Annotated in this window: 19 protein-coding genes; 6 read left to right on the top strand and 13 right to left on the bottom strand. The window is 73.1% G+C overall.

Going from position 1 to position 25,135, the window contains the following annotated elements; all coding sequences use genetic code 11:
- Window positions 1-45: 45 nt before the first annotated feature.
- From DZA62_RS27680 to DZA62_RS27670, 3 genes are read right to left on the bottom strand one after another with little or no spacing between them, the layout of a single operon-like run.
- Window positions 46-900: an FAD binding domain-containing protein gene (locus tag DZA62_RS27680; RefSeq protein ID WP_116952183.1), complete on the bottom strand. Its 855-nt coding sequence runs from the start codon at window positions 898-900 to the stop codon at window positions 46-48.
- Complete coding sequence (locus DZA62_RS27675; RefSeq protein WP_116952182.1) at window positions 897-3,305, bottom strand: xanthine dehydrogenase family protein molybdopterin-binding subunit; 2,409 nt, start codon at window positions 3,303-3,305, stop codon at window positions 897-899. The genes DZA62_RS27680 and DZA62_RS27675 overlap by 4 nt, the downstream gene beginning before the upstream one ends.
- A complete protein-coding gene (locus DZA62_RS27670; RefSeq protein ID WP_116952181.1) occupies window positions 3,302-3,823 on the bottom strand; it encodes a (2Fe-2S)-binding protein in 522 nt (173 codons plus the stop codon). The genes DZA62_RS27675 and DZA62_RS27670 overlap by 4 nt, the downstream gene beginning before the upstream one ends.
- A 272-nt stretch (window positions 3,824-4,095) precedes the next feature.
- On the opposite strand from DZA62_RS27670, the gene DZA62_RS36555 reads away from it, so the two are divergent.
- The 3 genes from DZA62_RS36555 (at window position 4,096) to DZA62_RS27660 (ending at window position 7,888) form a co-directional block, all read left to right on the top strand.
- On the top strand, window positions 4,096-4,260 hold the full coding sequence (locus DZA62_RS36555) for a hypothetical protein (RefSeq protein ID WP_198664262.1): 165 nt from the start codon (window positions 4,096-4,098) through the stop codon (window positions 4,258-4,260).
- Window positions 4,261-4,292: 32 nt separating this feature from the next.
- A complete protein-coding gene (locus DZA62_RS27665; RefSeq protein ID WP_198664261.1) occupies window positions 4,293-4,655 on the top strand; it encodes a DUF2203 domain-containing protein in 363 nt (120 codons plus the stop codon).
- Between the two features lie 146 nt (window positions 4,656-4,801).
- On the top strand, window positions 4,802-7,888 hold the full coding sequence (locus DZA62_RS27660) for a M14 family metallopeptidase (protein WP_116952179.1): 3,087 nt from the start codon (window positions 4,802-4,804) through the stop codon (window positions 7,886-7,888).
- 34 nt (window positions 7,889-7,922) lie between these two features.
- Here DZA62_RS27660 and DZA62_RS27655 read toward each other — a convergent pair whose 3' ends face one another.
- A complete protein-coding gene (locus DZA62_RS27655) occupies window positions 7,923-9,791 on the bottom strand; it encodes a glycerophosphodiester phosphodiesterase (protein WP_198664260.1) in 1,869 nt (622 codons plus the stop codon).
- 86 nt (window positions 9,792-9,877) lie between these two features.
- On the opposite strand from DZA62_RS27655, the gene DZA62_RS27650 reads away from it, so the two are divergent.
- On the top strand, window positions 9,878-10,759 hold the full coding sequence (locus DZA62_RS27650; RefSeq protein ID WP_198664259.1) for an NAD-dependent epimerase/dehydratase family protein: 882 nt from the start codon (window positions 9,878-9,880) through the stop codon (window positions 10,757-10,759).
- Window positions 10,760-10,876: 117 nt separating this feature from the next.
- Here the strand turns inward: DZA62_RS27650 and DZA62_RS27645 are convergent, their stop codons facing one another.
- The 3 genes from DZA62_RS27645 to DZA62_RS27635 all read right to left on the bottom strand — a co-directional run bounded on the left by DZA62_RS27645 (window position 10,877) and on the right by DZA62_RS27635 (window position 17,077).
- On the bottom strand, window positions 10,877-11,611 hold the full coding sequence (locus DZA62_RS27645; protein WP_116952177.1) for a cupin domain-containing protein: 735 nt from the start codon (window positions 11,609-11,611) through the stop codon (window positions 10,877-10,879).
- A 127-nt stretch (window positions 11,612-11,738) separates the two neighbouring features.
- On the bottom strand, window positions 11,739-13,874 hold the full coding sequence (locus DZA62_RS27640; RefSeq protein WP_116952176.1) for a PhoX family protein: 2,136 nt from the start codon (window positions 13,872-13,874) through the stop codon (window positions 11,739-11,741).
- A 1,070-nt stretch (window positions 13,875-14,944) separates the two neighbouring features.
- Window positions 14,945-17,077 (bottom strand): PhoX family protein, encoded by a 2,133-nt coding sequence (locus DZA62_RS27635; protein ID WP_116952175.1) that lies wholly within the window; start codon window positions 17,075-17,077, stop codon window positions 14,945-14,947.
- A gap of 162 nt (window positions 17,078-17,239) precedes the next feature.
- On the opposite strand from DZA62_RS27635, the gene DZA62_RS27630 reads away from it, so the two are divergent.
- The gene (locus DZA62_RS27630) at window positions 17,240-18,967 is read left to right on the top strand and encodes an aminotransferase class V-fold PLP-dependent enzyme (protein ID WP_116952174.1); all 1,728 of its coding nucleotides are present in this window, start codon (window positions 17,240-17,242) and stop codon (window positions 18,965-18,967) included.
- A gap of 200 nt (window positions 18,968-19,167) precedes the next feature.
- On the opposite strand, the gene DZA62_RS27625 is transcribed toward DZA62_RS27630, so the two are convergent.
- From DZA62_RS27625 to DZA62_RS27605, 5 genes are read right to left on the bottom strand one after another with little or no spacing between them, the layout of a single operon-like run.
- On the bottom strand, window positions 19,168-19,596 hold the full coding sequence (locus tag DZA62_RS27625; protein WP_116952173.1) for a hypothetical protein: 429 nt from the start codon (window positions 19,594-19,596) through the stop codon (window positions 19,168-19,170).
- Window positions 19,593-20,924 (bottom strand): DUF58 domain-containing protein, encoded by a 1,332-nt coding sequence (locus tag DZA62_RS27620; RefSeq protein WP_116952172.1) that lies wholly within the window; start codon window positions 20,922-20,924, stop codon window positions 19,593-19,595. The genes DZA62_RS27625 and DZA62_RS27620 overlap by 4 nt, the downstream gene beginning before the upstream one ends.
- Window positions 20,921-21,898 carry an AAA family ATPase gene (locus DZA62_RS27615; RefSeq protein ID WP_116952171.1) on the bottom strand — a complete coding sequence of 326 codons (978 nt, stop codon included), beginning with the start codon at window positions 21,896-21,898 and terminating at the stop codon, window positions 20,921-20,923. Before DZA62_RS27615 ends, DZA62_RS27620 begins: the two co-directional genes overlap by 4 nt.
- Window positions 21,895-22,359 carry a hypothetical protein gene (locus tag DZA62_RS27610; protein WP_157987948.1) on the bottom strand — a complete coding sequence of 155 codons (465 nt, stop codon included), beginning with the start codon at window positions 22,357-22,359 and terminating at the stop codon, window positions 21,895-21,897. The genes DZA62_RS27615 and DZA62_RS27610 overlap by 4 nt, the downstream gene beginning before the upstream one ends.
- Complete coding sequence (locus tag DZA62_RS27605) at window positions 22,356-23,087, bottom strand: DUF4129 domain-containing protein (RefSeq protein ID WP_116952169.1); 732 nt, start codon at window positions 23,085-23,087, stop codon at window positions 22,356-22,358. Before DZA62_RS27605 ends, DZA62_RS27610 begins: the two co-directional genes overlap by 4 nt.
- Window positions 23,088-23,192: 105 nt before the next feature.
- Here DZA62_RS27605 and DZA62_RS27600 point away from each other — a divergent pair, with 105 nt between their 5' ends.
- A complete protein-coding gene (locus DZA62_RS27600) occupies window positions 23,193-23,828 on the top strand; it encodes a vitamin K epoxide reductase family protein (protein WP_116952168.1) in 636 nt (211 codons plus the stop codon).
- Window positions 23,829-23,834: 6 nt separating this feature from the next.
- Here the strand turns inward: DZA62_RS27600 and DZA62_RS27595 are convergent, their stop codons facing one another.
- Window positions 23,835-25,049, bottom strand: a complete 1,215-nt coding sequence (locus DZA62_RS27595; RefSeq protein ID WP_116952167.1) for a TerC/Alx family metal homeostasis membrane protein — start codon at window positions 25,047-25,049, stop codon at window positions 23,835-23,837.
- Window positions 25,050-25,135 lie beyond the last annotated feature (86 nt).

The raw sequence follows: 25,135 nt of genomic DNA, 5'->3' as shown, positions 1-25,135 counted from the left end.
GCAGGGGCCACCACCGTTCGCCGGTGGTGGCCCCTCGCCGACCAGCTAGAGGCCGCCGGCCGCCATGACCGCCCGCCGGGTGAGGACGGGCGCCAGCTGGGTCCGGTACTCCGCCGACGCGGTGCCGTCGGTCAGCGGCGACGCGCCCTCGAGGGCGCGTCCGGCCGCGGCCGCCACCGCGTCCGCCGTCGCCGGGGCGCCCCTGAGGGCCTCCTCGACGCCGCGGGCGCGGACCGGGGTGACGCCCATGTTGGTGAGGGCGACCCGGGCCTCGGCGATGCTCCCGTTGGATCGGCGCACCGCAGCCGCGACGCCGACGACCGACCACGACTGCGCCAGCTGGTGGAACTTCTCGTAGTGCGTGGTCCAGCCGGTCAGCTTCGGCACCCGCACCGACACCAGCACGTCGCCGGGGCCGAGCGCCGTCGTGAAGTAGTCGACGAAGAACTCGCTCGCCGGCACCTCCCGCATGCCACCCGGGCCGGCCACCGACATGACCGCGTCCATCGCCAGCGCGACGCCGGGCAGGTCGCCGGCCGGGTCGGCGTGCGCGAGTGACCCGCCGAAGGTGCCCAGGTGCCGGATCTGCCGGTCGCCGACGGTCTCGGCGGCCTGCGCGATCAGCGGCGCGTGCTCGTGGACCAGCGGATGCCGCATGACGTCGTCGTGCGTGGTCATGGCGCCGATGACGAGCGCATCGCCGTCGTCGCGGACGCCGCGCAGCTCGGTCAGGCCGCCGAGGTCGACCAGCATGGCCGGCGCGGCCAGCCGCAGCCGCAGCATGGGCAGCAGGCTCTGCCCGCCGGCCAGTGCCTTGCCGTCGTCGCCGGCCCCGGCCAGCGCCGTGACGGCGTCCTCGACCGTGGCCGCGCGGGTGTAGTCGAACGCCGCGGGGATCATCGCGCCTCACCTCCGTCCCCGGACGACGCGGCACGCGCCGCCGCGATCGTCGACCAGACCCGTTCCGGCGTGCACGGCATCCGCACGTCGGTGACGCCGAGCGGCCGCAGTGCGTCGACCACCGCGTTCACGACCGCCGGGGTCGAGGCGATGGTGCCGGCCTCGCCGACGCCCTTGGCGCCGAGCGGGTGGCCGGGCGCCGGCGTCTCGGTGCGGTCGGTGACGATCTGCGGCAGGTCGGCCGCGCTCGGGATCGTGTACTCGACGAACGTGCCGGTCGTGAGGTTGCCGTCCTCGTCGTAGCGGGCCTCCTCGAACAGCGCCTGCGCGATGCCCTGCGCGACGCCGCCGTGCACCTGCCCCTCGACGATCAGCGGGTTGACCACCCGGCCGATGTCGTCGACCGCCACGTACGAGCGGATCGTCACCATGCCCGTCTCGGTGTCGACCTCGACGGCGCACAGGTGCGTGCCGTGCGGGAAGGAGAAGTCGACCGGGTCGTAGCTGGCGTCGGCGTCGAGGTACGGCTCGACGCCTTCGGGCAGGTCGTGCGCCGCGAAGATGGCGAGGGCGCACTCCGTGATCGACTTCGCCGCGCCCGGCGTCCCCTTGACGCGGTAGGCTCCGTCGGCGAACTCGAGGTCCGCCGGGTCGCACTCCAGCATGTGCGCGGCCATCGGCCGCGCCTTCTCGACGACCCGTTTGCAGGCCTCGACCAGCGCGATGCCGCCGACCGCGAGTGAGCGTGAGCCGTAGGTGTCCAGGCCCTTGTAGGAGGTCCGGGTGTCGCCGTGCATGACCTCGACGTCCTCGAACGGCACGCCGAGCTGGTCGGCGACGATCTGGCTCCATGCCGTCTCGTGCCCCTGGCCGTGCGGCGACGTGCCGGTGAGCACCTCGACCTTGCCGGTCGGCAGCATCCGGATGGACGCCGACTCCCACCCGCCGGCGGCGTAGCCGAGCGAGCCGAGCCAGCGGCTCGGCGCCAGGCCGCACATCTCCGTGTAGGTCGAGATGCCGATGCCCAGCTGGACGGGGTCACCCGAGTCGCGCCGCGCCCGCTGCTCGCGCCGCAGCTCGTCGTAGCCGAACAGCTCCATGGCCCGATCGGTGGCGGCCTCGTAGTTGCCGGAGTCGTAGGTCAGCCCGGTGACCGTGTCGAACGGGAACTCGTCGTGGCGGACCCAGTTGCGGCGGCGCAGCTCCATCGGGTCCATGCCGAGCTTCGCGGCGAGGTCGTCCATCGCCCGCTCGACGGCGAACGTCGCCTCCGGCCGGCCCGCGCCGCGGTAGGCGTCGGTCGGCGTGGTCGTGGTGAAGACGCCGGTGCACTCGAACCGGTGCGCCGGGAACTTGTAGATGCCGTTGTACATGTACCGGCCGAGCAGCGGGGTCGCCGGAGTGAGCAGCCGGAGGTAGCCGCCCATGTTCGCGAGCAGCCGCACGTTCAGCCCGGTCACCGTGCCGTCGCTCCGGGCCGAGATCTCGACGTCCTGGATCATGTCGCGGCCGTGGTGGGCGGCCAGCATCGACTCCGCGCGGGACTCGGTGCACTTCACCGGCCGGCCGAGCCGGCGCGCGGCCAGGAACGAGATGAACTCCTCCGCGGTGACCTGCAGCTTGCCGCCGAAGCCACCGCCCACGTCCGGGGCGATGACCCTGATCTTGTGCTCGGGCATGCTGAGCATGAACGCCAGGAAGAACCGCACGAAGTGCGGCACCTGCGTGGACGACCAGACGGTGATCTGGTCCTGCGTCGGGTCGACCACGACGCTGCGCGGTTCCATGAACGCGGGGATCAGCCGCTGCTGCACGTACCGGCTGCGCACCACGACGTCGGCGGCCTCGGCAGCGCTCGCGACGTCGCCGCCGGTCCCGGCCTCGGCGGAGTCGAAGACCCAGGTGTAGCACTTGTTGGTGCCCAGGCTCTCGTGGACGAGCGGAGCGCCGTCGGCGAGCGCGGCCTCCATGTCCATGACGGCCGGCATCGGCTCGTACTCGACGTCGATGGCCTCCAGCGCGTCCAGCGCGCTCGCCTGGTCGCGGGCGGCGACGACGGCGACCGGCTCGCCGGCGAAGCGCACCTCGTCGACGGCGAGCGGCGGGTGGGCCGGCTGCTTGATGTCGGGCGTGACGGCCCACGCGCACGGGAGGCTGCCCTGGATGTCGGCGACGTCCTGGCCGGTGAACACGTCGATGACGCCCGGTGCGCCACGGGCCGGTGTCACGTCGATGCCGGTGATGCGCGCGTGCGCCATGGGGCTGCGCAGGATGGCGAGGTGCAGCATGCCCGGCAGGGACAGGTTGTCGGTCCAGGAGGTCCGGCCGGTGATCAGCCGCGCGTCCTCCTTGCGGCGGCGGTCGCGGCCGACCTCGCCGGTGGGACGGTGCTCGGTGACCGTCACGTCGTCACCCCCTCCGTCGTCGCGGCGCTCTCCGGCGTCGACGGCACGCTGGCGCGCATCGACTCCGCCGCCGAGCGGACCGCCTTGACGATGTTCTGGTAGCCGGTGCACCGGCACAGGTTGCCCTCGAGGCCCTCGCGGATCTCGGCGTCGGAGGGGTCGGCGTTCTCGGTGAGCAGGTCGACCGCCGACATGATCATGCCGGGGGTGCAGAACCCGCACTGCAGGCCGTGCGACTCGTGGAAGGCCGCCTGGACGGGGTGCAGCTCGCCGTCGGTGCCGGCCAGGCCCTCGATGGTGGTGACGTCGGCGCCGTCGGCCTGCACGGCCAGGACGGAGCAGCTCTTGACGCTCTTCCCGGACAGCAGGACGGTGCAGGCGCCACAGTTGCTGGTGTCGCAGCCGACGACCGTGCCGACCTTGCCGAGGCGGTCACGCAGATGCTGGACGAGCAGGGTGCGTGGCTCGACGTCGTCGTCGTACCGGACGCCGTCCACCGTCATGGTGATTCTGGTCATGGGACTCCCGCCTACGCCAGGGACCGGCGCAGCCTCGTCCGGCCCGACCGAGCGCAACGGGAGCAACCGCGGCGCGCTGTCACCTCCTCGTGCCGTGATCCAGGAAGCCGCCGGCGGCGTCCGGATCCCGATGCGCGCTTGCTGGTTCCAGCAAAGTCCGCCGATGCGGACACCGCAAGTGTTTCGCCCGTACCCGTGTGATCCACCGCACAGGTGACGCCGCTCACGAGTCATGGCGATCAACGCCCGTGGCTGGGCACGCTGAGAGCACCATGCTCTTCGACTGCCCCGAATGCGCCCTGCCCGCCACCGTCACGTCGCGCGGCCGCCTGTCCGGCACCGCCGGCCCGGTCGAGCACGTCGCCGTCCACTGCGTGGGTGGTCACCGGTTCCTCGGCCCGGCCGACACTCTGCGGGTCCTGCTGCCGCGGCGCTGACGCGGGGCCGTCCGCTCCGCGACAATCGAGGAGTGAACGACCTCTACACCGCCGCCGAGGCGCGCGCCGTGCTGGAACGGCTGCGCCCGACGCTGGACTCCCTGATCGAGGTCCGCGCCGACCTCGCCGAGTTGGGCACCGCCGTCCAGCGCGGAACGTCGTCACCGCTCGGCGGCCTGCCGGAGCTGAAAGCGGCGCAGGCCCGCCTCGACGAGCTGCTGTCGTCCATCGTCGCCGCCGGCCCCGAGGTGAAGGGCATCGCGCCGCTGCTGCTGGACTTCCCGTCGGTGCTCGACGGCGAACCGGTGCTGCTGTGCTGGCTCGAAGGCGACGCCGAGCTCGCCTGGTACCACCGTGCCGATCTCGGCTTCGCCGGGCGGCGACCGCTGCCGTGAGTGGTCCGGACCAGCGGCTTCACAAGATCACCGGGAACCGATACGGTCCGGACCGGGCGGGCCCGGGGGGCGCCTGACCGCAGCGGGCCCCGGCTCTCGAGTTCGTTCACGACCACGGTCGTCTCCGACGGACGAAGGAGTCCACCATGCGCGTGCCCCGACGTCTCCTCCCTGCTGCCGCCGCCCTCGGGCTCGGCGTCTCGCTGCTGGTCACCAGCGGAGCGGGCGCCGACGACGGCGGCGAACTGGAGGCCTACACCGCCGATGTCACCACCCAGCAGGCGGCCGAGATCAGCGCCGACGGCCTCGACGTCGTCGCCGCCGAACCGACCGCCACGGGCGTCACGATGGACCTCGTGCTCACCGACGACGAGGTGCGGGCCCTGCGCGGCCGCGGCGTCGACGTCCAGGTGAAGCGCAACGCCGACGGACTCAGCGCGACCCAGGCGGCGGCCCGGCAGGCGGCCGCCGGGTACACCGTCTGGCGGTCCTGGGACGAGGACGGCGGGCTGCGCGACGAGCTCTACCAACTGGCGAAGGACAACCCGCAGATCGCCAAGCTGGTCGTGCTCGGCGAGACGTACGAGGGCCGAGAGATCATCGCGCTCAAGCTGACCCAGGGCGCCCGCGGCATCGCCGACGGCACCCGCCCGGCGGTGCTGTACAGCTCGCTGCAGCACGCCCGCGAGTGGATCTCCGGTGAGGTCAACCGCCGGCTCCTCAACGACCTGGTGGATCGCTGGCGGTCCAACGACCGCGAGGTGCGCAGCCTGCTGCGCCGCAACGAGTACTGGTTCGTGCTGGTGGCCAACCCGGACGGCTACCAGTACACGTTCGACGCCGAGCGGTTGTGGCGGAAGAACCTGCGCGACAACGACGGCGACGGCGTCACCACAGCGCTCGACGGCGTCGACCCGAACCGCAACTACCCCGAGCACTTCGGCTACGACGAGGAGGGTTCGTCGTCGCTGATCTCGAGCGACACCTACCGCGGGCCGGCGGCCGGGTCGGAGCCGGAGACGCAGGCGATGCTGTCGCTCTACGACCGCGTCGACTTCGCCTTCCACGTGAACTGGCACTCCGCCGGTGAATGGCTGATCTACCCGGAGGGCTGGCAGATCGGCACGCCCAGCGCGGACGACCCGATCTACTACGCGCTGTCCGGCAACCTGGACACCCCGGCGATCGCCGGCTGGGAGCCCGGCCTGTCGTCGGACGTCCTTTACGTGACCAACGGCGAGACCACCGACTTCGCGCACGCCCAGCGCGGCACTCTCGCGTGGACGCCGGAGCTCGGCGAGGGCGTCCCGGGCAGCGGGTTCGTGTTCCCCGACGACGAGGCGCTGGTACAGGCCGAGTTCGAGAAGGTGCTGCCGTTCGCGCTGGACGTCGCGAAGTCCGCGGCCGACCCGGACGACCCGGTGTCGCACCTCGGCCTGACGACGAAGCCGTTCTACCTGCAGAGCGAGGACACCTACAAGGCCGGCCTGCCCCAGGCGGACTTCACCTTCGAGTACTCCTACGGCGACCCGCAGGAGGTGCGGGTGCTGGCCAAGCGCGAACTCGGCGAGGTGACGCTGAAGTACCGGGTCGACGGCGGCCCCGTGGTCAGCGCGCCGACGGAGGAGTGGAAGGGCGGCGACCGCTACGGCGGCGGCACCAACGTCTACTACCGGGTGATGAGCGGCGTCGTCACCGGGACCGACCCGGGCGACACCGTCGAGGTGTGGTTCGAGGGCGGCGGCGAGTCCAGCGACTCCTTCTCCTACACAGCGGTCGAGGAGTCGGCGAACGACGTGCTGATCCTGGCCGCCGAGGACTACACCGGCGCCTCGCCGGTGCAGCAGCCGGGCGGCCCGCACCACCTGGCCGCCTACGAGGAGGCGTTGACGGCCAACGGCGTGGGCTACGACCTGTACGACGTCGACGCGCGCGGCCGGACCGCGCCGGACGCCCTCGGCGTGCTGTCGCACTACGACGCCGTCGTCTGGTACACGGGCGACGACGTCGTCACCCGCGAGGCCGGCTGGGCGGCGGGCAACGCGTCGCGGCTGGCCATGGACGAGCTGCTGGAGGTCCGCGACTTCCTCAACGAGGGCGGCCGGGTGCTCTACACCGGCAAGTACGCCGGCAGCCAGTACACCCAGAACCTCGGGCTGCAGGCCTACGACCCGACCGCGGCGAACGCGCAGTGCTCGTCCTCGCCCGTGGTCGCCGCGCGCTGCCGGGTGCTGGCCGGCTCCGGCGACCTCACCAACGACGTCCTGCAGTACTGGCTGGGCGCTTACCTGGTGGTCGACAACGCCGGCACGACCGACGACGGCCTGCTCGACGTCATCGGCGCCGACGAGGGCCCGTTCGACGGCATGGCCTGGGGCTTCGACCCGGCCGGGAACCAGGACCACAGCAACTCGCAGATCGTCACCAGCGGCATTCTCGACCCGGACACCCACCCGCAGTTCGACAGCTGGGTCGCCGCGCGCTGGGACCGCGAGGGCGGCCCGTTCGAGCCGCACACCGGCGACTTCTACGTCTACTCGCAGATCGGTGACGTCTCGTTCAAGCGGCTGACGAACACCATCAGCGTCCCGGCCGGCGGCGCCACGCTGTCGTTCTGGACGTCGTACGACACCGAGGGCGCCTGGGACCACCTGTTCGTCGAGGCCCGTCCGGCCGGAACCGACGACTGGACGACCCTGCCCGACGCGAACGGGCACACGACGCAGGAGACCGCCGGCGGCAGCTGCCCGGCCGGCTGGAACGCCCTGCACCCGCGGCTGGACCACTACCAGACCGTCGTCGACGACACGACCTGCCTGCCGACCGGCACCACCGGCGAGTGGAACGCGGCGTCGGGCAACTCCGGTGGCTGGCAGGAGTGGGAGGTCGACCTCTCCGCCTACGCCGGCGGCGACGTCGAGGTGTCGATCAGCTACGCCAGCGACTGGGCGGTCCAGGGACTGGGCGTGTTCCTCGACGACATCACCGTCAGCACCGGCGACGGCGACACGTCGTTCGAGACCGACCTCGGCGGCTGGGAGGTGCCCGGCCCGCCCGAGGGCAGCGCGCCGAACGCCAACGACTACGTCCGCACGACGGCCGGCGGCTTCCCGGAGGCCGCGGTGACGGCGACGCCCGGAACGCTCTACGCCGGGTTCGGCCTGGAGGGCATCGACGGCGCGGCCGAGCGGGCCGCCGTCATGGGGCAGGCGCTGGAGCACCTGCTGCGCTGACGGCGACCCGCCGGCCGCGGCGCCCGGGCGTTCGCTAGAGCGCCCGGGCGTCGGCCGCGATCAGCGCCGCCAGCTCGGCCGGCAGCTGGTCGCCGCCGACGCCGTTCTCGGCGATCGAGGCGACCCGGGTCCAGTCGGACCGGTCGATGGCGCGCAGCAGCTGGTCGCGCAGCGTCCGGTTCACCTCCGGGCCGGTGGCCAGCCGGACGAGGCCGGTCGCCGACGGCTGCACCGTCACGGTCGTGGTGGCGGTGGCGGTCCCGTTGACGCCGGTCGCCGTCACCTCGAGGGTGTGCTCACCGGCCGCCAGCGTGTCGGCCGCGATCGCGGCGCCCTCGGCGACCTCGGCGCCGTCCAGCGTGAGCGCGATCGACTCCGCCCGCTCCGACGTCACCGCCGGCACCAGCACGTCGCCGCGGGTCAGCGTGGCACCGTCGGCCGGCGCCGCGAACGCCACCGTGGGCTCGTCCGGCACCGTCTGCACGTGCCGCGCGTTCCAGCCGACCAGCTCGCCCGGCTTGTTGGTGATGACGCCGTCGACGCCGAGGTCGCGCAGGATCGCCCACTGCTGAGGGTCGTCGATCGTGTACGGCATGACGGCGATCTCGGCGGCGTGCAGGTCCTCGACGACGTCGGTGCGGGTCTGCAGCGCCGTCCAGGCCGGGTTGTAGGCGATGACGCCGAGGTCCTGGGCGACGGCGACCGGGTCGGCGTCGAGACTGGAGCGCAGCAGGCCGAGCCGCAGCTCCGGTTCGATCGCCCGCACGTCGCGCAGCACCTGCACGTCGAAGCTCTGCAGGATGGTCTGCTCGATCAGTCCCTGCTCGCGCAGCTGGCCGACGACGACCTCCAGCTCGGCGTACGTCTCCGGGCCCTTGACCTCCAGCAGCAGGACCGGCGCCCGGCCCTTCATCAGCTCCAGCACGTCGAGCAGCGTCGGCACCGGCTGGCCGAGGAACGCCGACGAGAACCACGATCCGGCGTCCAGGCCGTCGATGTAGTCGGAGGTGACGCTGGGCAGCGCGCCGGTGCCGTCGGTCGTGCGGTCCAGCGTGTTGTCGTGCAGGATGATCGGCACGCCGTCGGAGCTGCTGGCGACGTCGACCTCGACGTAGTCGGCGCCGCTGCGCAGCGCGGACTCCACCGCGGCGAGCGTGTTCTCCGGCGCCACCGACGAGTACCCGCGGTGCGCCACGACGGCGGGCGTCGACTCCGGGCCGACCGGACGGATCACCGGTTCCTCCTCCAGCTCTGTGACCACGACGTCGTCGAAGGATACGGTGCTGCCGTTCACGATCAGGCCCAGCACACCGGCGTCGGAACGCTGCAGCGCGCTGGTGCGCATGACCTCCTGGCCGTCGAAGATCCAGCGGGCCCTGCTGCCCCGCACCTCCACGGCGATGCGCACGTCGCGGCCGGTGCCGGCGGCGTGCGGCGCGGCGGCGGTGTTCGTGACGTTCCACGAGTCCGAGGTGGTGCGCTGGCCGAACTCCAGGCCGTTGGACGCGGTGGTGCCGCTTCGCATGGTGGCGATCCACCACGGCGTCGACCCGTCCGGCGCGATGTCCAGGCCGACGGCGGTCCACCGGGCGGCGTTGATGACCTGCTCGAACCGGGCGGTCACCTCGACCCGGTAGTTCCGCAGGTGCGGGCCGAAGGTGATGCGCGACTGCTGGTTGGACGACGTGCTGACGCCGACCAGCCGGCCGTCCGAGACCGACCACTCGCCCTCGGCGGCGGTCCAGCCGTCCGGGATCGCGCCGCCGGAGAAGTCCTCGGTCAGGACGACGGCCGGCTCCTCGGGCTCGGGTTCGGCGGCGGCCGGTGCCGCGACCAGCGCCGCGCTCAGCGCGGCGACCGGCAGGGCGGCGGCCAGGAGAAGGGACGGTCTGGGCAGGCGCACGAGGTCCTCCAGGTGTCGGGGGTTTCCGGGATGCTACGGATCGTCACTGAATGCCGGTTGAACACCGGGTGAGAGGATGACCACTCGTGACTCGAGTACTGATCACCGGCGCCGCCGGCCTCATCGGCCGCACCGCCTGCCGCCACTTCGCCGAGGCCGGTCACGCGGTCACGGCGCTCGTGCTCGACGACCCCGGCGACCTCGCCGCCGACCGCGTCGTCGTCGGCGACGCGACCGACCGCGGCGCCGTGGTGGAGGCGCTCGCCGGCGCCGGCGCCGTGGTGCACCTGGCCGCCATCCCGGCGCCCGAGCTCGGCTCGCCCGACGCCGTCTTCGCCGGCAACACCGCCGCCACGTTCGCCGTCCTCGACGCCGCGGGGGAGCGGGGCGTGCGCAACGCCGTCATCGCCAGCAGCATCAACGCGCTGGGCTACCGGTACGGGCCGCAGCAGCCGGCGCACCCGGAGTACCTGCCGCTGGACGAGCGCACGCCCAGCCGCGCCGCCGATCCGTACTCGCTGTCGAAGGTGGTCGACGAGCTGACCGCGCAGGCCATGCACCGCCGCCACGGAATGGACGTCGTGGCGCTGCGGTTCCCGATGGTCGCCGGGTTCGGCGACGCCGCCGTGGCCGACGGCCGGCTGCCGGGCTATCTGGAGAAGATCGCCGCCGACCCCGGCCATGCCGCGCCGGACCTGTGGCTCTATCTCGAGACCCGTGATGCCGCCAGGGCGGCCGAGCTGGCGCTGCGGCCGACGCGGCCCGGCGCGCACACGGTGTTCGTCGCCGCGCCGGAGAACTCGACGCCGTACCCGACGGAGCAGTTGCTGGCCGCGTTCCACCCGGACGTCCCGCGGCGGCGCGCGTTTACCGGGCGGACGGCGCCGGTCGACCTGACCGCCGCCCGCGAGCTGATCGGGTTCACGGCGACCCGGCTGGCCGGCCTGCCGGCGCGCGATCTGCCGTAGCCGGGACCGGCCGGGTGGGGCCGGCCCGGGCGTGCCTCGCCGTCTCGCCGCGCCCATCACGAGGGCGCCTCCCGGTTCACGAGGTCCGCGGGCCTCGTGGACCCGCGGCGAACGTGGTCATCCGGCCACGGCGGCGACGTCCCAGGTGCACAGCCGGCCGCACATGCCGTACCGGTAGGGCTGCTCGCGTCGCTCGCCGACGTGCACCGACGCCGTGCGCAGGTGGCCGGCGTCGCCGCCGCCCAGGGCTGTCAGCACGCGGTCGGTCTCGTCGACGCCGGACCGCACGGAGCGCTCCCAGGTCGTCCGCCAGCCGGGCACCTTCGCGGCGACCAGCGCGCCGGCCCGCTCGTGCAGGCGATCCAGGGCGGCCGGGCCGTCCGCGGCGACGCGGTCGCGCAGCTCGCCGAACCCTTCGAGAGCGAGGTCGCGGCGGCGGCGCGCGGCGATCGCGACGGCGTCCTCGTCGCCGTCGGGGAGCGCGGCGGCCGCGGCGTACCGGTCCGGGTCGGCCAGTACCTCGGCGGGGAAGGTGAAGACGGCGTCGCCGGCCTCGGGCAGTCCCGCGTTCTGCATGACGACGACGATCTGCAGCCCGCCGTCGTTGACCAGGCGGTGGACCGTCCCCGGTGTGAACCACAGGACGGTGCCGGCCGCCAGTGGGTGCTCGGCGGCGCCGTCGCCGCTCAGCGTCTGCAGCCGGCCGCTGCCCCCGACGACCACGTAACCCTCGCCCGATGCCGTGTGCAGGTGCGGCGACCCGCCGGCCAGACCGTCGGCGCCGGGCCAGTCGTAGACGGTGAGGTGGCTGACCGCCGTTCCGCCGGGGAACCCCGGACGCCCTGCACTCATGCGCATCCTCCTGGTCTCGATGACGGAAAGCGCTCTCCCACCCTAGTCGCGGAGACGGAGACGCGAAAGGGCCCCGGCGCCTGGACGGCGCCGGGGCCCCTCTGCCTGCGGATGGTTCCGGTGGACCTCAGTCGCCGATGAACGGGCCGCCGGTCGGGCTCTTGCGCCAGACGGTGACCACCGACGGCCGCGGCTGGTCGCCGTACGGGAACGTCGAGATCGGGTTGTCCGGCGAGGCGCCGCTGCCCTCACCCGGGTGCTGCACCGCGATGGTGGCGGTCCGGCCGTCCGGCGTGATGAACGGGCCGCAGCACTCGGCGCCGCGCGGCACGGAGGCGAACCGGCGTACGTGGCCCTTGTCGTCGCCCTCGACCGGCATGACGAACAGGCCGTCGGCGATGCTGCTGGCGCCGGGCATGCCGTCGGTGGAGATCCACAGCCGGCCGGCCGGGTCGAAGGCCACGTTGTCCGGGCAGGACATGTGGCTGACCTGCGACTTGTCGTAGCCGTCGTAGTAGGTCGACGGGTCGGACGGGTTGCCGGCCAGCACCAGGATCCGCCACGAGAAGGTGAGCGCCGCCGCGTCGTTGCCGTCCTCGTCGATGCCGACGATGTGGCCCCACTTGTTGTTCAGACGCGGGTTCGGCTCCTCGACCCCGCTGGCCGCGTTGCGTGCGGTGTTGTTCGTCAGCGCGATGACGATGGTGCCGGTCACGGGGTTGCGCTCGACGTCCTCGGGACGGTCCATCTTGGTGGCGCCGACCTTGTCGCCGGCGAGGCGGGTGAACGTCAGCACCTCCTCGACGCTCATGCCGTCGACCTTGCTCTTGCCGCCGACCACGAGCGGCAGCCACTGGCCGGTGCCGTCGAACTCGCCGTCGGAGGGGAGCTTGCCGGTGCCGTCGATCTCGGACGCCGGGCTGTCGCCGGTGAACTTGGCGACGTAGAGGTCGCCCTCCTCCAGCAGCCGCAGGTTCGAGTCGCGGTCGCGCTTGCTGGTGCCGGGGCGGTACGTGTTCTTGGAGATGAACTTGTACACGTAGTCGAAGCGCTCGTCGTCGCCCATGTACGCGACGGCGCGACCGTCCTCGGCGATGGAGATCGTGGCGCCCTCGTGCTTGAACCGGCCCAGCGCGGTGTGCTTGCGCGGCGTCGAGCTCGCGTCGTACGGGTCGATCTCGACGATCCAGCCGAACCGGTTGGGCTCGTTCGGCTCCTGGGCGAGGTCGAAGCGCTTGTTCGTCTTCTCCCAGCCGCGCTCGGTGCCGGCGGCGGTGCGGATGCCGTAGCGGGCGTAGCGCGCGGCCGTCGTGGGGTCGGTGACGGCCGCGGACGCGCCGAAGTACTGGTTGAAGTTCTCCTCGGCCGTCAGGATGGTGCCCCACGGCGTGGTGCCGCCGGCGCAGTTGTTCAGCATGCCGAGGATCTTCGTGCCGGTGCGGTCGGCGCTGGTCTTCAGCAGGTCGCTGCCCGCCACCGGGCCCGTCACCGCGAACTGGGTCTTGGTGTGGATGCGCCGGTTGAAGCGGCGGCGGCCGCCGACCGGCAGCCACTCGCCGGTCTCGGCGACGCGCTCGATCTCGACCACCGAGCCGCCGTGCGCGGCCTGCGAGACGAGCAGCTGGTCGACCGTGGCCGCGGCGGCGCCGGTCCAGCCGCGGAACATCAGCTCCTCGTTGGTGTACTCGTGGTTCACCCAGAGCAGACCCTTGGTGAAGTTGCGGTCGAGCGGCAGGATCGCCACGAAGTCACAGTTGTAGCCGAACTGCTTCAGCTGCGCGGCCTCGGTCTGGTTCTCGAAGTCGAACTCCGGCGCGCCCGGCAGGATCGGGTCGCCCCAGGCCGCCGTCACCGACCAGTCGTAGCCGTTGGGCACCACGATGGTGTCGAGGGTGTTGTCGCCGACCGAGCGGAAGCCGACCGGGCGGCCGCGCTCGGGCACGTCCGAGAAGTCCGGGTTCGGCGGCTTCGGGCCCGACGACGTCGTGCTCGCGCTCGCCGGCGCGGCGGCTGCGGCCAGCGCACCGCCCCCGACGCCCGAACCGACGACCAGCGCGGCGACGGCGCCGCTGCGCAGCAGGCCGCGGCGCGACATCGCCTTGTTCACCATGTCGCCGAAGTACTCGTTGTCGCTCTCGTTCGGCACCGGGTGGAAGCAGGCGTCGGCGCAGCGGTACTTGCACGTCATGGCGCTGCGGCCGCCATGCACGCCGCCCAGGACGGGCAGCAGGCGGCGGCGCTGGGCGCCTTCGGGTTCGGGCATGGGAGTCCCTTCGTCACTTCTCCGGCACGTTCTCACCAGAACCTAGGAACAGGTGCGAACGGGAGCCACCACATCAGAACGAACAGAAGGTGAAGGACGCATGAGTTAGGCAAGCCTTCGTTAAGCCTCTGACCAGCACACTTGCCCGGAGTGATGGATCATGACCGGACGATCGCCAGCGACCGCGCCGGGACACCGATCCCGACGTGATCGCCTCCGGCTCGTCGGCCCGGTCGTGGCCCGTCTCACCGGTGGGCCGCTGCGGCGGGTCGCGCCGGCCGGTACGTTCCGGACGTCGGTGTGCCGTTTGCGCTGGTGGACGCCGATGATCATCAACGATCGCGTACATCCCTAGGCGTTCTCCCGCTCTGCGAGGCGTGCATGCCTGGTGGAGTGGGAGAACGCCTGGTGAAGTGGTGTGTGAACCGGTGTTCACGGGCGGTTGCGTGCCGCCAGGGCATCAGTGGGCCGTCTCTTGATCACCGTTCTCGCCGCGGCGCGCGCCGACATCAACGGGGCCGGGGCGGCGGCCTGTAGTGGTCGGGGCGACGGCAGCGGTGGCCGGGTCGACGGTGGGCGCGACCGGGTCGACGGTGGGCCGGGTCAAAGCCGGCAGCCGCCAGACCGACGCTGACCGCTGACCCTGCACCGCTGGTTCCGGACAACTCGACCGATGGATCCCGGCACCACGCCCGCGAAGCCCGAGGTGTGCCCAGACCCGCCGCGTCCCCCTGATAGCTGCCCGTTCTGAGACCGTGCGGCCGCGGGTCAAGCGGTCATCGTCGGCGCGAAGCGCCCAAGCAGGTCCGCTTGAGGCGCGGGTGCGCGGCTGAGAAAATGGGCAGCAGGGGGACGGCCAACGGCACGACCCCGACACACGCACGCCCGGCGTACCGAACCGCCCGGCGTACCGAACCGCCCGGCGTACCGAACCGCCCGGCGTACCGAACCACCCGGCGAACCGAACCACCCAGTCACGCCGCCGGCCGAACCGGCACCGCGGCAGAGTGGTGGGACGGGGCCGGCGCCGCGGACGAGGGACGCCGGCCCGCCCTTCCCACCCCCCGGACTCAGTCCCCGATGAACGGGCCGCCGGTCGGGCTCGTGCGCCAGACGGTGACGACGGACGGGCGCGGCTGGTCGCCGTACGGGAACGTCGACGCGGGCGCTTCGGGTGAGGCGCCGTCCTCTTCGCCGGGATGCTGGACGGCGATCAGCGCGGTGCGGCCGTCGGGCGTGATGCACGGCCCGCAGCATTCGGCGCCCACCGGGACCGAGGCGAACCGGCGCAGGTGCCCGGCGTCGTCGCCCTCGAGCGGCATGACGAACATGCCGTCGTTGGCGCCGACCGAGCCGGGCATGCCGTCGGTGGCCAGCCAGAGCCGGCCGGACGGGTCGAACGCGACGTTGTCCGGGCAGCTGATCATGCTGACCTGCGACTTGTCGAAGCCCGCGTAGTACGTCGACGGGTCCTCGGGGTCGCCGGCGACCAGCACGAGCGACCAGGTGAACGACGTGGCGGCCGCGTCGCCGCCGTCCTCGTCCAGGGCGAGGACCTGGCCCCACCGGTTGGTGGCCCGCGGGTTCGCTTCGTCGGCCTGGGCGGGGGTGCGGCGGTCGTTGTTGGTCAGCGCCATGAAGACGGTGCCGGTGACGGGATGCGGCTCGACGTCTTCGGGCCGGTCCATCTTGGTGGCGCCGACGCGGTCTGCGGCCAGCCGGGCGAACACCAGCACCTCCTCGACGCTCATGCCGTCGATCGCGCTCTCGCCGCCCACGACCAGCGGCAGCCACTCGCCGGTGCCGTCGAACAGCCCGTCCGACGGCAGCCGGCCGGAGCCGTCGATCTCGCTCGCCGGGCTGTCGCCGGTGAACCGCGCGACGTAGAGGTCGCCGTCCTCGAGCAGGGTGAGGTTGTGCCGGCGGTCGCGGTCGCTGCCGCCGCCGCGGAACCGGCCGGACGAGACGAACTTGTAGACGTACTCGAACCGCTCGTCGTCGCCCATGTAGACGGCGACCCGGCCGTCGGCCGTCAGCGCCGTCGTCGCGCCCTCGTGCTTGAACCGCCCCAGCGCGGTGAGCTTCTGCGGCGTCGAACGCGGGTCGTACGGGTCGATCTGGCAGATCCAGCCGAAGCGGTTGGGCTCGTTCGGCTCGGTGGCGAGGTCGAAGCGCGGGTCGGCCCGTTCCCAGGCGCGGTCGGTGCCGGCGGTGGTGCGGATGCCGTAGCGGGCGTACCGCGCGGCCGTCGTCGGGTCGGTGATGCCGGTGGACGCGCCGAAGTACTGGTTGACGTTCTCCTCGCCGGTCAGGACGGTGCCCCATGGGGTGGTGCCGCCGGCGCAGTTGTTGAGCATGCCGAGCACCTCGGTGCCGGACGGGTCCGCGGCCGTCCGCAGCAGGTCGCTGCCGGCGGCCGGCCCGGTGACCCGGAACGGGGTGCCGGTGTGGATGCGCCGGTTGTGCCGGCGGCCGCCGCCGGCCGGGCGCCACTCGCCGGTGCCGCCGACCCGCTCGATCTCGACGATCGACCCGCCGTGCGCGGCCATCGCGATGCGCAACTGCTCCACCGTGGCGGCCTCCGCGCCGGTCCAGCCGCGGAACATCAGGTCCTCGTTGGTGTACTCGTGGTTCACCCAGAGCAGCGCACGGTCGAAGCGGCGGTTCAGCGGGTAGACGGCGACGAAGTCGCAGTTGTAGCCGAACTGCTCACGCTGGGCGGCGGCGCTCTGGTCCTCGAAGTCGAACTCCGGCGCGCCGCGCAGCACCGGGTCGCCCCACGCGATGGTGACCGACCAGTCGTACCCGTTCGGGACGACGACGGCGTCGAGCGAGTTGTCGCCGACGGGGCGGAAACCGACCGGGCGGCCGTACTCGGGACCGTCCGGGTGGTCCGGCCTGGGCGGCGTCGCGGCGCCCGCGGCGTCGTCCGCGTCGCTGGACGCGACGGCGGCGAGTGTCCCGGCCGCGCCGGACCCGACGACGACGGCGGCCGCCACCGCCCCGCCGCGGAGCAGCCCGCGCCGGCTGACGGCGGCCTCGACGACGTCGCCGAAGTAGGCGTTGTCGCTGGTGTTGGGTGGTTCGTGTGCGCACGCGTCGGCGCATCGATAGCGGCAGGTCATGGCGCTGCGGCCGCCGCGAGTGGGGTCGAGCAGCGGGAGCAGCCGCCGTCGGCCTGGGTTGTCGTCGTGGTTGGGCATCGGTGTGACTCCCTCAGCCGGGGGCACGAACGTGGTGTCACAGCGTAGGTAAACATTCACCCGTTGGCTACCAAAAAGTCACGAAAGGTACGGCGGCTGGTTCCGGCGTGCTCCGGCGGGCACCCAGGGTGCATGCTGGGAGGCAGGGGAGAGGGGGCCGGCATGGTCACGACGTCGCTGATCGAGCGCATCCGCAGCGGCATCATCGGCGAGGGTGAGGTCCTGCACGGGCCGTACGGCGCGCGCCGCATGACCTACGCCGACTACACCGCGTCGGGCCGGTCGCTCGACTTCATCGAGGACTTCGTCCGCGAGCAGGTGCTGCCGCTCTACGCCAACACACACACCGAGAGCTCCGGCACCGGATTGCAGACCACGCTGCTGCGCGAGGACGCCCGGCGCACCATCCGCTCGTCCGTCGGCGGCACCGAGGAGCACCTGGTGGTGTTCACCGGGTCCGGCGCCACGTCCGCCGTCAACAAGCTGATCGGCATCCTGGAGCTGCGGCTGCCGGCCGGAGCGCCCAAGCGCCACGGCGTCCTCTACGACGTCCCGCAGAACCGGCCGGTGGTGTTCGTCGGGCCGTACGAGCACCACTCCAACGAGCTGCCGTGGCGCGAGACCATCGCCGACGTCGTCGCCGTCGACACCGACGCCGACGGCCACATCGACCTGCGCCAGCTCGACGACCTCCTGCGCGCCTACGCCGACCGGCCGCTGCGCATCGGCAGCTTCTCCGCCGCGTCCAACGTCACCGGCGTGCTGACGAACACCGAGCGCATCGCGGCGCTGCTGCACGAGCACGGCGCGCTGTCGTTCTGGGATTACGCCGCCGCCGCGCCGTACGTCCCGATCCGCATGGCCGAGAGCGCGCCCGGCGCCGGCGACCACAAGGACGCGATCTTCCTGTCGCCGCACAAGTTCGTCGGCGGGCCGCAGACTCCGGGCGTGCTGGTGGTCGACCGCGCGCTGGTGCGCAACCAGGTCCCGACCGTCCCCGGCGGCGGCACCGTCGAGTTCGTCAGTCCCGACGAGCACCGCTACCTCGACGACCCGGTCGCCCGCGAGGAGGGCGGCACGCCGGCCATCGTCGAGTCGATCCGGGCGGGGCTGGTGTTCGGGCTCAAGGACGCCGTCGGCACCGACCTCATCCAGGAGCGCGAGGAGGCCCACTGGCGATACGCGCTGCGTCGGTGGAACGACGTGCCGCAGGTCGACGTGCTCGGCAACCGCGACGTCCCGCGACTGTCGATCGTGTCGTTCCGCATCCGCCACGGCGACCGCTTCCTGCACCACAACTTCGTCGTCGCGCTGCTCAACGACCTGTTCGGCATCCAGGCGCGGGGCGGCTGCTCGTGCGCCGGTCCGTACGGCCACCGGCTGCTGTCCGTCGGGCCCGACGAGTCGAGGGGGTTCCGCGACGTCGTCGGCGTCGGCTGCGAGGGCATCAAGCCCGGCTGGACCCGGCTGAACTTCAACTACTTCGTCTCCGACACCGTCCGCGACTACCTCGTCGACGCGGTGGCGCTGATCGCCGCCGACGGGTACCGCCTGCTGCCCGACTACGGGTTCGACCCGCACACCGGGCTGTGGCGGCACCGCGAGGGGACGTCGCGGCCGCCGGTCCGGCTCACCGGGCTGCGCTACGGCGACGACGGCGCACTGATCGGAGCCGAGCGGCACGAGCGGGTGGGCGAAGACGTGCTCGCCGCGCACCTGTCCGACGCCCGCGCGGTGCTGGCCGGCCGGCCCGGCACCCTCGAGGAGGGTCCGACCGGGCTCTCGGACGAGTTCGAGGCGCTGCGCTGGTTCGTGCTGCCGCCGTCGTGCGTGCTGGCGGGGGACCGGTCGGTCGAGGTCCTCGTCGACGACCGCTGCGCCCGCCCCTGACGCGGCCGTCGGCCCGCGCGACGGCCCCGCCCGTCCCGCCCTCCCTCCCGTCCCGCCCGCCCGCCCCGAGTTGATCTTGGAGTTGTTCGGCCATTGCGGTCCGAAATGCCCGATAGATGGCCGAACAACTCCAAGATCAACTCGGGGCGGGCTGGGGGGCTGGGGCTGGCGGCGGGGGCTGAGGGCTGGGGGCTGGCGGCTCAGGAGAGCAGCCACGCCAGCGCGACGAGTGCCTGGCCGGCCGCCTGGGCCAGGGCGAAGCGCGTCAGCGTCGGGCGCAGGGCCGCCCATTCCACCGTCGCCCGCGGCGGCACGACGGCGGCCAGCGCGGCCGTGACGTGGGTGGCGTGCGCGCCGAGGACGGCGAGGCTCAGCCAGCCGCTGATCGACCCGTCGGCGGCCAGCCCGCACAGTGTGCAGAGCGCGAGGAACGCGGTCGCGGCGTGCGAGGCCGGTATCGCGGTCGTCGAGCCGCCCACCAGCAACGCGAGCAGTAGCACGAACGGCGACACCGACGTCCAGCCGCCGACCGCCAGCACCGTCACCAGGACGGCCACCGCGAGCACCGGGCGCAGCGCCCATCCCGGCAGCGCCGGGCCGAGGGCGCCGGGCGCCGCCGCCGCGGTCACCGTCGCACCCCGCGGGCGAGCAGCCGCAGCCGGGCCAGGCTGAGCCCGAGCGCCGCCGGATCGGCCGCGCTCACCGGCACACCGGCCGCCTCCAACGCGCGGATCCGCTCCTGCCGCTCGGCCAGCACCAGCCGTGCGGCGATCGTGGTGGCGGCGTCGGCCGCGTCGAGGACCAGCGGCGTCGGCAGCACATCGACGGCGAGCACCGGGTGTCCGCGCCGGCGCCAGGTGACGGCGAGTGTGGCCGGCGCGTCGTCGAGGAAGACCGAGGTGACGACGATGATCGCGCCCTGAGGCAGGCGCGGGGCGTGCCGTGGAGCCGGCAGCGCGTCGCCGGAGCCGGGGCGCCGCGTGTGCCGGGCGAGGTGGGTGCGCAGCCGCAGCAGGTGCCGTCGGCCGCTGCCCAGGTGAACGGGGTCGAGCGGGCGGGCGAGGTCGAGTACGCCGACGCGGTCGCCGTGGACGATGTAGGCGGCCGCGACCGACGCGACGGTGTCGACTGCGACGTCGATGCTGGTGCGGCTCGGCGGCTGGTCGTGCTCGCCGACCTCGAGCCAGGCCGCGACGTCGGCCGGCAGGTCGTAGCGGTTGTCCAGGCAGCAGACGACGTCCGCGTCGGCATCGACCAGCGTGTGCCGCGTGTACAGCGTCTCGCGCGGGCCGGCCTGGCGCGCCGTCACCCGCCAGTCGATGCGTCGCATCCGGTCGCCGGGCTGGAACGGCGACACGTCGTGCAGTTCGGTGCCCTCGCCTGGACGGCGGGTGCGGTGCGCGCCGACCATGCCGGCCGGTCGCGGCGGCAGCGGGCCGGGCGGCAGCGCGGCGGTGACCGCCGGCAGCACCTGCGCGGTGTACGGCGCGCCCGGCACCGGACCCGCGACCAGCAGGCCGTCGGCGGTGGCCGCGAGGTGGTCCGGCCGGGCCAGCTGCTGCGCGCCCCACCGCGGCGCCGTCACCTCGACGACCAGCTGCCGCGTGCCGTCGGCGGGCGCGGCGACGGTGACGACGTCGGCGTCGCCGTCCGCCTCGGCCGCCGGGAGCACCGTCGTCACCAACTGCGCGTCCGACGGCCCGACACTGACGGCGACCGGGGCGGGGAGTCCGGCGTCGAGGATCCGCGGGCCGATGGCGCGCACGTCGGGCGGTGGCCGCCGCGCCCGCCGTTCGGCCGCCGTCCCCAGCGCCAGCGCGGTGCCGACGACCAGCGGGACGCCGAGCAGGACGAGGTCGGCGCGGCCCAGCGCCAGGCCGGCCGCCGCGAGCAGCGCCGGCAGCAACAGCGAGCGGGCCAGCGCGGGGCTGGCCCGCCAGACGTAGTCGCGGGTCATCGGCCCGACGCCGGTCCGGGCACCTGCCCCAGCACCTCGGCGACGATGTCCGCGGTGCTCAGCCGCGTGGTCCACGCCTCCGGCGTGAGGGTCAGCCGGTGCGCCAGCGCGGGCACCGCGACCTCCTTGACGTCCTCCGGCAGCACGTAGTCGCGGCCGTCGAGGACCGCGAGCGCCCGTGCGGCCAGCAGCAGCGCCAAGGACCCACGCGGCGACGCGCCCACCTCGACCGCGCGGTGCCGCCGGGTCGCCGCGGCGAGGTCGACGCAGTAGGCGACGATCGACGGGTCGGCGTCGACGCCCTCGACCCCGCCCTGCAGCCCGCGCACCGTCTCGGCGTCGACGACCGCCTCGACCTCGGCCGCCTCCTGCCGCCGGGCGATGCGGCGGGCCAGCACCTGCGCCTCGTCCGGCGGCTCCAGGTAGCCGGCCGACAGGCGCAGCATGAAGCGGTCCAGCTGCGCCTCCGGCAGCGGATAAGTGCCCTCGTACTCGACCGGGTTCGACGTCGCCAGGACGTGGAACGGCCGAGGCAGTGCGAACGTCCGCCCCTCCACCGTCACCTGCCGCTCCGCCATCGCCTCCAGCAGCGCCGACTGCGTCTTGGGCGGCGTCCGGTTGATCTCGTCGGCCAGCAGCAGCCCGGCGAACACCGGGCCCGGGCGGAAGCCGAACTCGCGGGTGCCGGGGTCCCAGACGAACGACCCGGTGACGTCGCCCGGCAGCAGGTCGGGCGTGCACTGGAGTCGGCGGAACTCCAGCCCCAGGGCCGCCGCGAGACTGCGCGCGGCCAGCGTCTTCCCCAGCCCTGGGACGTCCTCGAACAGGACGTGCCCGCCGGCCAGGACCGCGGCGAGCGCCAGGCGAAGCGTCCGCCGCATCCCGACGACGGCCGTGCCGACCCCGTCGAGGACGGCCGAGCCCACCCGGGCCACGTCGGCGACGGAGAGGGCGGTGCTGCTGGACGTCGTCATGGACCGGCTCCTTCGGGTTGATCGAGTCGTTCGATCGCGCTCACCACGACGTCGACGTCGTGCAGACTGGGTCGCATCGCCGGCGCCGACAGCGCCGCGTGCACGTCCGGCCCGAGCCTCTCGGCCGCCCGGGGGTCGTCCCACTCCAGGCCCAGACGGCGCAGCCGCGCGACGGCGAGGGTGCGCAGCCGGCGCTGCAGCGCCGGGTCGTGGTCGTTCTGGAAGCGGCGCAGCCGGTTGGCCAGCCGCCACACCTGGCCGGAGCCGCCGCCGGACCGGGGCCGCGGGCGGTGCGGCCAGCTGCCGTACCAGCCGGGCGGGATGCTCAGCACCGCCAAGGTCCCGGCCGTCACGCACGCGCCGATGAGGATCGGCCGCGGCCCCTGCACGCCGAACACCCAGGCCACCGCGCCCGCGGCGAGGCCCAGCAGCATCGCCTGGACGACCACCCGGCGGCTCAACGCGCCTCCGCCGTCCCGATCGTCCCCACCACCAGGTCGAGTGCCCGCCGGGCCCGCTCGACGTCGCCGGCGCCGAGGTCGGGCCGCGCCGCGAACCTGGCCCGGTGGTACAGCCCGAGCAGCGTGGCCACCGCCTCCTCGTCCGCATGATGCCGCCGCAGCAGCGCGGCGGTGAACTCGGTCGGCGTCTGCGCCGGTGCCCGGGGCGCCCCGCTGCCCGCCGCCGCCGACTCCAGCGCCAGCCAGGCCGCGATGACCGCCGCCGCGGCGTCCGGCGCGGGCCCGGCCAGCGCCGTCGCGGCCGAACGGGCGCCGTCGCGCAGGTCCGCCGCCTCGTCCGCCGGGCCGGCGGGTGCCTCGACCAGGCCGCCGAGCGTGGTCCGCCGGCGGGCCATCCGACGACGCAGCTCGGGCAGCAGCCGGCGCAGTACGTAGTAGATCAGGTACGCGGCCGCGGCCACCGCGACAACCAGCACGACCGGCCACGGCACGTCGAACCCGCCGCCGGTCTCGTCGTCGGGCAGTGGCGCCGCGGTCTGCCCCAGGTCGGCCGTGGGCGGCGGCGGGAGCGGCTCGACGTCCGACGACCCCGGCTCACCGCTGAACCAGCGGGGCGTCTGGACGTCGGCCGGGCCCGCGGCCAGCGCGAGCACCACGACGAGAGCCGCCACGGCGACCACCGCGGCGGCCAGCGGCCCGCCGGTGGAACGTCGCCCGGACCAGTGCATTGGTGCAATCGTCGCACATCGCTCAAGGCCGTTCGCCCCTGCGGCACCAAACGCGGGTAGCGTACGTTGATGATCCGTCGGATCCCTTCGAACACCAGGTGAGTCATGGCCGTGCAGGAGAAAGAACACCTCGAGGACGCCGAGTTCGAGCTGCCCGAGACGCGCGCCTCGATCAAGGTCCTCGGCTGGCTGCTGTCCATCGGCGGCTCGATCGGGCTGTTCGCGTCGGCGATGCTCATCATCGAGCGCGTGCGGCTGCTCGAGGACCCCAGTTACACACCCTCCTGCAGTTTCAACCCGGTCGTCACCTGCGGCACGGTCATGGAGAGCTGGCAGGGGTCGCTGTTCGGCTTCCCGAACCCGGTCATCGGCGTGGCCGCGTTCCCCATCGTCATCACCGCCGGCGTCGTCGCGCTGGCCGGCGCCAAGCTGCCGCGCTGGTTCTGGCTCGGCCTCAACGCCGGCGCGCTGGGTGGCGCGGTGTTCGTCACCTGGCTGTTCACCCAGACCACCTACTACATCGGCGCGCTGTGCCCGTACTGCATGGTGGTGTGGGCGGTCACCATCCCGATCTTCGTCTACACGACCGGCTACAACCTCTCCGAAGGGCACCTCAAGGCGCCCGCGTGGCTGCGCCGGGCGGTCGTCGACAGCCGCGGGCTCATCGTCACGGTCTGGTTCCTGATCCTCGCGATCCTCATCACCATCGAGTTCTGGGACCGCTGGTACCTCGTGTTCTGACGCTTCTCAATGGTGGTGGCCCGCGGGGACGTCGCCGCGGGCCACTGCCGCGTCGTGGCTGGCCTTGGCCCGCTCGGCCAGCTCCAGCAGGCCGTCGGCGTCGCGCGCCATCTGCCGGTACCGGGGGCCGAGCGCGATGATCTGCTCCTTCTCGTCCACCAGACACTGGAAGATCCGCTCCCGCTCGGCCGGGTCGGCGGTGTATTCGGAGTCCAGGTAGGCGGTCGCGTGCCGGCGGGCGTTGGCGATCGCCGTCTGGGCCCGGCCGGTGCGGCTGACCAGCGACGCCACCACCGTCACCACCAGCACGACCACGATGACGCCGAGCGACAGGCCCGTGCTGAGCTCGCCCACCTCGACCGGCTCGCCGTTGTTGACGAACGGCAGGTTGTTCTCGTGCAGGGCGTGCAGGATCAGCCGCACGCCGATGAAGCCCAGGATCACGGCCAGCCCGTACGCCAGGTAGATCAGCCGGTCCAGCAGACCGTCGATGAGGAAGTACAGCTGCCGCAGGCCGAGCAGCGAGAACGCGACGGCGGTGAACACCAGGTACACGTTCTGCGTCAGCCCGAAGATCGCCGGGATCGAGTCCAGCGCGAACAGCACGTCGGTGCCGGCCAGCGCCACCATCACCAGGACCAGCGGCGTCATCGCACGGCGGCCGTCGCGGACGGTGAACAGCCGGCCGTCCTCGTAGTCGTCGGTGGTGTGGAAGAACCGCCGGGCCAGGCGGACGGCGATGTTCTCGCCCTCGTCGGGCTCGCCGCCGCGCGGCTTGAGCATGTTGCCCGCCGTCACCAGCAGCACCAGCCCGAACACGTAGAACACCCAGGCGAACGTGGTGATCAGCGCCGACCCGACGAAGATCAGTGCGGAGCGGGCGATCAGCGAGAACGTGATGCCGAACAGCAGCGCCTTCTGCTGGTACTCCCGCGGCACGCGGAAGCTGTGCAGGATCACCAGGAAGACGAACAGGTTGTCGACCGACAGCGCCTTCTCGGTGAGGTAGCCGGCGAAGTACTCCGTGCCCATCGCCGTGCCGCCGAACACCAGGACGCCCACCCCGAAGACGACCGCGATGCCGACGTACAGGGCCGACCACACGGCGGCCTCGCGCAGCGTCGGGACGTGCGCCTTCCGGACGTGGACGACGTAGTCGAAGGCCAGCAGCGCGGCGATGCCGGCCACCGTCAGCGTCCACACCCAGCCGGGGACGTCCATGCCGTCACCCTAGAGGCGTCGGGCGCGCGTGTGCGCTATCCTGACAATGTGCGAGGCTTGCTGCTCCTTATCGGGCCGCGCTGACT

Origin of the sequence: Jiangella endophytica (assembly GCF_003427025.1) — a bacterium.
In the GTDB taxonomy this organism is placed as follows: domain Bacteria; phylum Actinomycetota; class Actinomycetes; order Jiangellales; family Jiangellaceae; genus Jiangella; species Jiangella endophytica.
Note: the sequence above shows the minus strand (reverse complement) of the source record. Positions and strands in the feature narration are given on the sequence as shown.